The 9,255-nt window shown below is 73.8% G+C and carries 5 protein-coding genes; all 5 read right to left on the minus strand.

Going from position 1 to position 9,255, the window contains the following annotated elements:
* Positions 1 to 5 precede the first annotated feature (5 nt).
* Positions 6 to 992, minus strand: a complete 987-nt coding sequence (locus ACZ58X_RS00685; protein ID WP_470331475.1) for a thiopeptide-type bacteriocin biosynthesis protein — start codon at positions 990 to 992, stop codon at positions 6 to 8.
* Positions 993 to 1,020: 28 nt separating this feature from the next.
* Positions 1,021 to 3,696: a hypothetical protein gene (locus ACZ58X_RS00690; RefSeq protein ID WP_470331476.1), complete on the minus strand. Its 2,676-nt coding sequence runs from the start codon at positions 3,694 to 3,696 to the stop codon at positions 1,021 to 1,023.
* Positions 3,693 to 5,327 carry a SagB family peptide dehydrogenase gene (locus tag ACZ58X_RS00695; RefSeq protein ID WP_470331477.1) on the minus strand — a complete coding sequence of 545 codons (1,635 nt, stop codon included), beginning with the start codon at positions 5,325 to 5,327 and terminating at the stop codon, positions 3,693 to 3,695. The genes ACZ58X_RS00690 and ACZ58X_RS00695 overlap by 4 nt, the downstream gene beginning before the upstream one ends.
* A 71-nt stretch (positions 5,328 to 5,398) precedes the next feature.
* Positions 5,399 to 7,072, minus strand: a complete 1,674-nt coding sequence (locus ACZ58X_RS00700; RefSeq protein ID WP_470331478.1) for a TOMM precursor leader peptide-binding protein — start codon at positions 7,070 to 7,072, stop codon at positions 5,399 to 5,401.
* A complete protein-coding gene (locus ACZ58X_RS00705) occupies positions 7,065 to 9,080 on the minus strand; it encodes a hypothetical protein (protein ID WP_470331479.1) in 2,016 nt (671 codons plus the stop codon). Before ACZ58X_RS00705 ends, ACZ58X_RS00700 begins: the two co-directional genes overlap by 8 nt.
* Between the last annotated feature and the right edge of the window lie 175 nt (positions 9,081 to 9,255).

Here is a 9,255-nt window from a genome sequence, read left to right on the forward strand (position 1 = left end):
GGGGTTCACACCGCGCACAGGTCGAAGGCGGCCCGGGTCAGGAGCAGCCGCAGGTGGGACTCCTGGGCCAGGCTGATGCCGAGCCGGTTGCACATCAGGTGGGTGCAGCGCTCCACGATCAGCTGCGGGACCAGGTGGTTGATGTGCTGGAGCACGTCGGCCGGGGCCTCGAAGTCGGGGTAGGCGTCGAGGCGGCCGAGCAGCTCCAGTTCGACCAGGGTGTCGTTGGCCTCCCGTACGGTCCTGAGCCAGCTGCCGGTCACGGACGCGGCGGGCAGGGCCGTTCCCCTGGTCACGGCCCAGACCGTCTCCAGGGAGGCACGCAGCTGGGCCTTGTTGGCCTCGAAGTGCCGCTCGAAGTCCGGCGTTCCCAGCACGTCCGCCGCCGCTCCACCGCTCTCCACCAGGAACCGTGCCTGGTAGGCGAGTTCGGGCAGGATGCCGGTGAAGACCGTACGATTGGCGGCCATCATGGCGAAGGCGTCCATGGCGCGCTGCCCGGAGGTCCGGCCGCGGGCGATCAGTTGGAGCGCCAGCACGCTGGACGCCATGAACTGCTTCTCGACGGCCTCCAGGGAGCGGCCGGTGCCGAACGCCTCGGTCTCGGGCACGTAGTCGATGAACGCGATCGAGTTGTCCGGGTGCAGCACCGGGTCGTGGTCGGCCATCCGCTCCAGCGCGGCGAGTTCGGCCGCGGACTCGGCGTAGGCCCGCTCGGTCAGCCCGGAGGTCGACGGCGTCGTCCGGTAGAACCCCGCTGCGCTCTCCTCGACGACCGAGCGCACCTCCTGGACGTGCTCCGGCCGGGTCCGCAGCCGCAGCCGCACGTGCGGGCCGCCCTCCCAGTAGCGGAGGAAGAAGAAGCCGTCGACCAGTCCGGCCCGGCTCAGCCGCTCGACGGCGGGCTTGACGACACCGATGATCACGGCGTCCTGGTCGCCGTGGTAGAAGAGATGGGCGCTGACCCAGGTGTGCTCAGTGGCCTCAGCCATCTCAGCCGACTCAGCCATCTCGGACATCTCAGACATAGGTGACTCCGGGCTCGTTCAGTTCCACGATGTACTCCGCCACGTGCTCGCCGCGGACCTGGCCGGGGTCCGGCAGCATCTCGCTGATCTGCACGATCGCGTCCGGCTCGGTGAGCCGGCGTTCCAGGCCGAGCAGCAGCAGCGTGCTCGCGAAATCCACGTAGTTCGGTTTGGTGTCGTTCCCCGGCCGCCGGCCGCTCCCGCCCGCCACCAGCGAGGCCGGGTCGAGGACGGTGACGAAGCACCGTTCCGGGATGCCGTGTTCGGCCAGCCAGTCGGCGACCGTCAACATCCAGGCCGCGCCGGTCGCGGCATCGGCCCGCCGGGGCAGCCGGTCGGCGCGGGTCATCCACATGGCGCGGCGCAGCACCACGTCGCCGACCGTCAACCGGGGCAGGCGCAGGACGCCGTCGTCGGCGCGCGGGTCGGAGGTCATCCTCAGCTCGGTGTGCGCGCCGAACCAGGTGTTGGACTCGCCGAACGCCTCGATCATGAACCGGGCGGCGGGCGGCAGCAGCCGGTCGGCGCCGAGGCCCGGGTGCACCGGGCGGATCCGCTTGCCGAGCCGCCGCGAGACCAGCGCGAGCAGCCCGTCGTCGCCGCACTCCACGTGGAGGTCGTTGACCGGCAGCCGGTCGTCGGCCGCGCGCGTGCTACGCACCCCGGGGTAGTCGACGACCAGGCCGACGCCGGGCTTCCGGACGTTCACGGCGGACCGGGCCACCGCCTCGAACTCGGCGAACAGCACGTTGTCGTGCTCCGCCGCCAGTCCCGGTTCGTCCGGGACGCCGGTGTGCAGGTCGAGGACGTCCAGGATCTGCCGCACCCGGTTGCGGCCGCGGCCGAAGCCGCTGGCGATGCTGTTGACCACCAGCGCCGGGCCACGCTCGGCGTGGGCCAGCTGGCAGTAGACCGCGAGCGACGTCGGGGTGCGGACCCAGTCCGGCCACTCCTCGGCCAGCTTGCGCACCTCCTCGGGGTCGACCCTGACCACGCCGTCCTGGTCGGGCGTCCGCTCGCCCAGCAGCCGCTTGGCGGCGGTGCGCAGGCGGGACAGCTCGCGTACGGCCGCCACCGGGCTGTCGGCGTCGGCGAACCGGCTGTGCGCCGGGCGGGACCGGCGTCCGGCCGGGCCCGGCGTGGCGCCGGCGGACTGCTCGGCCAGGACGTCGCGGTAGAACACCACCAGCGGGACCTGCGCCCCGGCCGGGTAGCTGCGCCGGAACATCGCGTCGAGGGTGAGCTTGAACGGCAGGTCGGGACCGATCAGTCCGAGCAGGGTGCGCACCGCGTCGAGGTCGTCCAGCAGCGGACGCCAGCGGGCACGGTCCAGCACGGCCGTGGTGCCCGGGTCCACCGCGTTCTCGTAGAAGCTGTACCGGGCGAACTCCTGGGCCAGCTTCGGGCTCTGGGCGTGGGTGTGGTCGCCGACCTCGCGCAGCGCGGTGTCCAGCGCGCGGACCACCGTGTCGCGGACGGCGACCCGGTCTCCGGGCTCGGCGACCGCGGGGTAGCTCGCCAGCGCCTCGGCCATCTCCTGCAAGGTCCGGTCCAGCCGCTCCAGGCCGGGCTGCCGACACCGCCGGAGCCACTCGCGCAGGTCACCGACCGGGTCCGCGGACTGGTCGGCGAGCGGCGGGACCAGTTCCAGCAGGCCCAGCGTCACCAGGCGGCGCAGGAACACGTCGACCTGGCGCCCGTCGGCCGCGCGGGCCAGGAGGGTACCCCGCAGCTCGTCGAAGGTGACCTCGCCCGTGGTCAGCTCCAGCACCCCGCGCAGGGTCGGGGTGAGCGCGAGGCTGTGCACGTACTCGTCCGGCCGACGGCCCAGGAACAGCAGGGCACCGTCCTGGACGGTGGCGCTGGGGTTGGTCCGGATCCGGCAGCCGCCGAGCAGCTCGGGGCGTTCGCAGACGGCGCGGGCGATCCGGTGCAGCGATCCGACGCTGACTTCGGTCGAGGTCGGCGAGGCACTCCGCGGCCCGGCCGGCTCGACGATCTCCTCGCCCCTGCCCCAGGCGGCCAGACCGCTGCTGGTGAAGGTGGAGTACGGGCTGGTCTTGGCCGCGGAACGCGCCAGGTACTGCGCCAGCCGCAGCACGGTCTGGCGCTGCGGTGGGCGGCCGGTGTCGAACCACTTCCGCAGGGCCAGGAACAGGTCCGGATTGGCGTGCACGAGGCCGAGTTGGAAGGCGGGCAGCCGGGCGGCGGCGAGCAGGGCTTCGTAGCTCGCGGCCCAGTCCCGGTCGAGTCGCTCCGGCAGTGCCGCCAGCAGGCGGTCGCGTTCGGCGAGCCGTGCCGTCCAGGAGCGGACCGGGTCCGCCAGCTCGGCGGGGACCTCGGCCAGCCGGACCGGGTCGACGTGGCGGCCGCGGTGCACGGCCCGGCGTACCGCGACCAGCCGGGCCTTGAGCTCGCCGTCTCCGGTGGCGCCGATCGCCGTGTGCAGCGCCTTCGACAACGCGTCGGCCCCGGCGGCGATCTCGGCGCGCAGCGAGCGCAGCTCGGTGGCGGTGCGCCAGCTCTCCGTACAGCGCAGCCCGTCCAGTGCGGCGACCGGGCTGCCCGCGAGGCGGACCACGGTGGCCGGGCCGGGCCGGTACCGCACCGGATCGAGGCCGGCCTGCCACTGTTCGTCCGTCAAATCGTCCGTCAATTCATCCGTCATTCCGCCGCCTCCGGCTCCACCGGCACGATCACGCGGCCGCCCGGTCCGGTCCTGGCCAGCAGGATCTGGAAGACCGGGGCGTAGCGCTCCTCGGTCAGTCCGAGCACCGCGCGCACCCCCTCGGCGTGGTAGGCGTTGACGATCCGGCCGGAGAGGCCCTGCGCGGCGGCCGCGACGCAGACGCGGTGGGCGAGCAGGCCCGCCTCCTGGTTGAGCACCCGGTAGCCGCGGTCCCCGAAGGTGTCGAACGCCCAGTCCCGGTCGACGACCAGGTGGACGACGGCGTTCAGGTCCTGGAAGACCGGCCCGGGTATGGTGACGCGTTCGATCGCGGTGAGGGCGTCCGTACCGGGGTCCGTCGGGCTGTCCGGGCCGACCGGGTGCAGTGCGCCGGTGGCCTGGTCGAGCCGGTAGCGGCCGGCCGGTACGCCGGTGAGCTCACCGACGGTCAGGTAGATCTCCACCGGCACCGGCGCGCCCGCCGGGACGGCGTCGCTGCTGACCCCCGCACGGGCCCGGGCCAGCCGCGCCCACAGTTCGAGGCCGTCGACCCGCGAGGCGACCGGGCGGAAGATGCCGGGGCCGGAATCGCGGGACCGCAGCACCTGCGCCAGATCCAGGTCCGGGACCTCGGCGGCGGGCAGGGCCAGCGGCTCGCGGCCGGACCCGGCGACCCCGGCGACCCCGGCGACCCCGGCGGGCAGGACGGGCGGGGCCGGTTCGGCGGTGGCGAAGCCCGCGGTGTCGGTGCGGAAGGACGCGCGGTTGACGGCCGTGAGCCTCGGGCAGGCCCGCGCGACCGCCAGCCCGCTGCGGACCACCTGCGGCTCGATCGGGTCGACGGTCGCGGACAGCGCCGCCGCCGTCTCCGCGACCGTGCGGCGGGGGTCCTCGGCGCCCGCGCCGGCACCGGCGAGGTGGAGGGGCAGCACCACGAGCGCCGGTTCCTCATCGGCATCGAGTCCGAGCAGCTTGTTGACCGGCTCGTCGAGGAACTGGTGGTGCACCCGGGCCCGCAATCCCATGGCCTGCGCGACCAGGTCGAGGTTGCCGGTGAGCAGCCCGGCCTCCTGGGTGCACAGCCGGTAGGCGTAGTCGCGGTAGATGTAGGCGGCCTTGGCGAACAGCCCGGAGAGCACGACCACGGCCTCCGGCTGCGCGCCGGCGGTTCCGGTCGCCCCGGCCAGCAGCGGCCGGTGGTCGCCGCCGCGCAGCAGCACCAGCGAGTGGTGCGGGGCGTCGTAGTGGTAGACGCCGTCGGCCAGGCACACGTACAGCTGGACCGCGAACAGGCAGCGGGCGGAGGCGACCATCCGGTGGTACGGCCAGGTCCCGTTGGTGTCGAACTCCTGCCGGGAGATGCCGTAGCCGTAGCGCAGCAGCGTGGACAGCGCCGACGCGTCGAGCGCCTCGACGGCGCTGAGCGTCCTGGGCACCCTGGTGGTCAGGGGGCGTCGGGGCAGGCCCCGGTAGATCTTGAACTTCAACGGCTCGTCCGGGTTGGCGTACTCGGACTGCCGGGTCTCCATCGCCTCGGCGAGGTCCTCCAGGCTGACCCGCAGGAACTCCCGCCCCACGCCGGCCTGCTGCGCGGCCGCGGCCCCCTCGGTCATGGTCTCCTCGTCACTCACGGCTGGTTCGATCACGGCTGGTTCGGTCACGGCTGGACCGGTCACGGCTGGACCGGTCACAGCTGGACCGGTCACGGGAAGGGATGCGGGTGCGGGTTGCGCACCTCGGGCAGCCGGGGCAGTCCGGTCACCCGCCGGGCCGCGTGCCCGAAGGTCATCGGCACCGAGCCCGGTGCCAGCACCTTGACGCATCTGAATCCTCCCGCTGTGTGTTCCATGGAGGTGGTGTCGACGGCGACGACGTCCATCCCGGCCGCCGCGAAGCGCCGGACGGCCTCGTCGAGGTCCGCGCCGATGTCGGTGTGGCTCGGCCACCGCCAGCGTTCGAGCCCCTGCTGCCAGGTCGACGTGACCGGGTCGTCGAGCAGGAAGGCGTACCGGTCGAACGATCCCGGATCGGCCGCGCAGAGCAGGTGGTCGGCCATCGACCGGACCTCGTCCGGGTGCTCGGCCAGGAACCGGGCCCGCTCGCCCCACTGCGGGTCGAGCGCGAGGACGCTCACGTACTCGACGGTCTGGCTCAGTTCGTGCAGCGCGGCCAGGATCGCCTCCGCCGGGCTCAGTCCACTGCCGCCGGTCGACACCGCCCTGGGCCGTCCGGCGCCGCCGACGTCCTCGGCGAGCGTCCAGAACGAGGGGATCCCGTGCTCCCGGGTGCTGTCGAAGACGTGTACCCGGTAGCCCTGGCGCTCGATGCGCTCGGCCACCAGCGGGATCCGGCGGTCGGGCACGGTGGCGAGGTCGATCCGGGGCAGCGGCGTCCGCCCGTACCAGGCGATCAGGAAGGCGTCGCGTTCGGCGACTTCGAGGATCCCGTGCAGCACGGCCTCCTCGTAACAGCCCCCGAGCGCGTTGCCACTGGAGGTCTCACCGGCGAACCGGCGCTCACCGGCCGGCATCGGCAGGCGGTAGTGGACGAAGCTCTGCGGCACCAGCACGGGCCGGCCGCGCCCGAAGGAGTAGCCCCACACCCAGTCGGTCTCCGCGTCCTCGGTGAACCTCCGGTACGGGAAGTCCGGGACCAGGAAGCGCTCCTCGGGGTACAGGCCGAGCGTGCGGGGGTCGATCGCGGACTCGGCCACGTCGGCGTAACCGGCCCGGACCCCGGCCCGTTTGGCCGGCGCGTACGCGGCCAGCCGTTCCAGCGACTCCGCCACCGCGATGGACCACGCGGAGGCGAAGTCCCGGGTGCGGCCGTAGCCGGCCGGTTCCGTGGCGGTGGCGCCGGGTACGGCCAGGACGGCCCCGGTGAACGGGAACGCGTGCTCGCTGTACGAGGTGACCGAGGGGACCAGGCCGCTCCGCTCGTCCACGTAGGCCGCCCGGAGCGCCTCCCGTTCCAGCGGGCGGACCCGGCTGGACCCGGGCGACGGCTTGGGCCGCACCTCGCGGACGGGCTTCGCGCCCTGCTCGGTGTCGGCCACCGGCACCGAACAGGCCGGGCAGTGCGGATCGTTGAGGAAGGCGTGCCGGGAAAGCGCGAGCGTGGCGGTGTCGACGGTCCGGAACCGCTGCGCCCCGGGGCGGGCCGAGGCCAGCCCGGCGACGGTGTCGGCCAGGAAGCTCGGCAGCTCCCGGTCCGGCGCCCCGGCGGCCAGCTCGGCGGCCTGTTCGGCGGACGCCGCCGCGGTGCGTCGGGTGCGCAGGCACTCCGGGCAGTCCGGCGCCCACGGCCCGACGACCACCTGCCGCGGTTCGCGGAGCACCTGCGGCGGTTCGCGGAGCGCCTGCGGCTGGTCAGCCATGGAGGACCACGGCGCGCACCACGAACGGACACGCGCCGGCCAGGGCGGCATCGTGGTCCAGCGGGACGGCGACCACCCGGCCGCCCTCCCGGGTCAGCCCGGCCACGACCTCCTCCAGGGTCACCGAGCGGGGCGCCGCGGCCCGCTCCGGGGTGGCGGTGGCGCGCAGGTGCGCGGGCAGGTCGGGCACGGGCGCGGGCGCGTAGGCGGGCTGCTCCGTGGCCCGGGCCTGGTAGGCCAGCAGGGTCCGCTCCAGGCCCAGTTCCAGGGCCGCGGCGGCGTCCAGGTCACTCACGTGGGCGACGGTGCCCGCCGGGGTGGTGAAGGCGAAGGTGGGCAGCCCGAGCAGACCGGACAGGTCGTGGACGTCGAACGACTCGTCGACGATCGCCAGCAGCTTCCGGTAGCGCTCGGCGCGCGGGGTGAGCCCGGCCGTGTCCAGGTCCAGCAGCGGCAGCGGTGCGGTCGCGGTCGACAGGGCGGCGGCCACCGCGTCGTTGGCCTCGGCCACCACGGCGGCGCGCACGGCGGCGGCCCAGTCGTCGCCGGAGGCCGCGGTCCGCGCGGGGAAGACCTGCGCGGCGTCCACCGCGACCGGCTCGCCGGTCAGCACGTCCAGGCCGTACAGCCGGTCGCCCTTGCGGGCGTCGACCATGACGGCCGCGTAGCGCTCGAACGCCCGCCGGACGGCGCGCTGGCGCGACTCGACCACGGTCTCGCCGCAGCCGTGGACGGGGAAGGGGCCGCCGGCCAGGCCGACCGGGTCGGAGACCACGACCTCGCTGACGAACAGCGGCAGTTGCTCGTGGTCGCGCTCGGTGACCTCGGCGAGGACGCCGGTCCGGGGGTCGACGAAGTCGACCGCGCGCCGGGCCAGTTCCTCGTCGTCGACGGGCGCCGCGGTCGTCAGGGCGGCCAGCCGGGCCGGGTCGTCCGGCACCACGGGCCGGGCGAGCGGGTGCGGCAGGAACGCGTGCTTCGAGGTCTCCAGGGTCTCCAGGTCGAACCGGACCAGGTGGTCGGCCCCGGCTCCGCCGGCGGACCCGGCGCCGCCGTCGCTGCCGGCGCCCGCGTCGATGCCGGTGAGGTGGCGGAACGCCGCGAAGCACAGCTGGTTGGCGACCAGCGCGACGGTGGGGCCGCGCAGGAACTCGCTCGGGGCCACCTCCGGGTGGTCCCGCAGGTCCGCGCCGACCAGGTCGGGTGTGAGCGCGAACAGTCGGCGCCACGCGGAGTCCCAGGCCGTGGGATCGCCGTTCTCCGCGATCACCGGGCCGATCCACGCCTCGTCCCCCGCCACCACGGCCTGGGCGAACGCGGCACCTGCGGCGACCGCGGCCCCGGGGAGCCGGCGAGCACGCTCGATCATGGGCCGGTCGGCGACGTGCAGCACCATGGTGGCGTCTGCGGCCAGCAGGTCGACGCGCTCGACGTCCGCGTCCAGGTCGACGATCCGCTGTTCCGGGTCCAGCGCCCGGGACGCCTCCAGGTGCTCCTGGACGCGGTCGCGGTCGAACGGCGACTCACCGAACGGCGCGAGCGGGACGGTCCGCACACCGGCGCGCAGCTGGGAGTTGGCCAGCGCCTGCAGCAGCGGGCCGGAGCCGGTCAGCACCACGGAGCTGTCGCGGTAGGTCTCGAAGCGCAGTTCGGGCGAGTCGGTGAAGTACTCGATGAAGGAGATGTTGGCCGCGTAGGTGGCGGTCAGCTCGCCGGACAAGGTGTGCGGACGGTCGTCCAGCACGTTCTTGACGTACCCCTTGGCGAGCAGCAGCATGATCATCTTCGCCGCCGCGGCACGACTGGACTCCGGTACGGCGGCGCACAGTTCGCCGAGCGTCCTGGTGCCGTCCAGCATCGGCGCGATCCGCTGGACGAACTCGTAGGTCGAGGCGCCCTTCAGTATCGACCCGCCCAGGTTGCTGCGGATGTACGCACCCTCCGGAACGCGCATGACGTAGACGTCCCCGCGCAGTCGTGGCCGTACCCGCTCGACATCGACTCCCATGACCACCGCTTCTTCACTCACTCATTGATGACTGGCCAGCAGGAAGGACCGAGAGCCACCCGGTCCCCTTTGATGAACACGCACCGGCTAGAGCACATGTGCCAGGAGATCAGCACCGGATCAGGTGCAGGAACAGCACGGGCAACAGCAGCAGCAGCTGCTCGCCCCGCCGGAC

The sequence above is a fragment of the Kitasatospora sp. NPDC040550 genome (assembly GCF_055594965.1).

Excerpts from the sequence above, each read along its gene's own strand:
- ACZ58X_RS00690 (WP_470331476.1), bottom strand. The coding sequence starts at position 3,696 with ATGACGGATGAATTGACGGACGATTTGACGGACGAACAGTGGCAGGCC.
- ACZ58X_RS00700 (WP_470331478.1), bottom strand. The coding sequence starts at position 7,072 with ATGGCTGACCAGCCGCAGGCGCTCCGCGAACCGCCGCAGGTGCTCCGC.
- ACZ58X_RS00685 (WP_470331475.1), bottom strand. The coding sequence starts at position 992 with ATGGCTGAGGCCACTGAGCACACCTGGGTCAGCGCCCATCTCTTCTAC.
- ACZ58X_RS00705 (WP_470331479.1), bottom strand. The coding sequence starts at position 9,080 with ATGGGAGTCGATGTCGAGCGGGTACGGCCACGACTGCGCGGGGACGTC.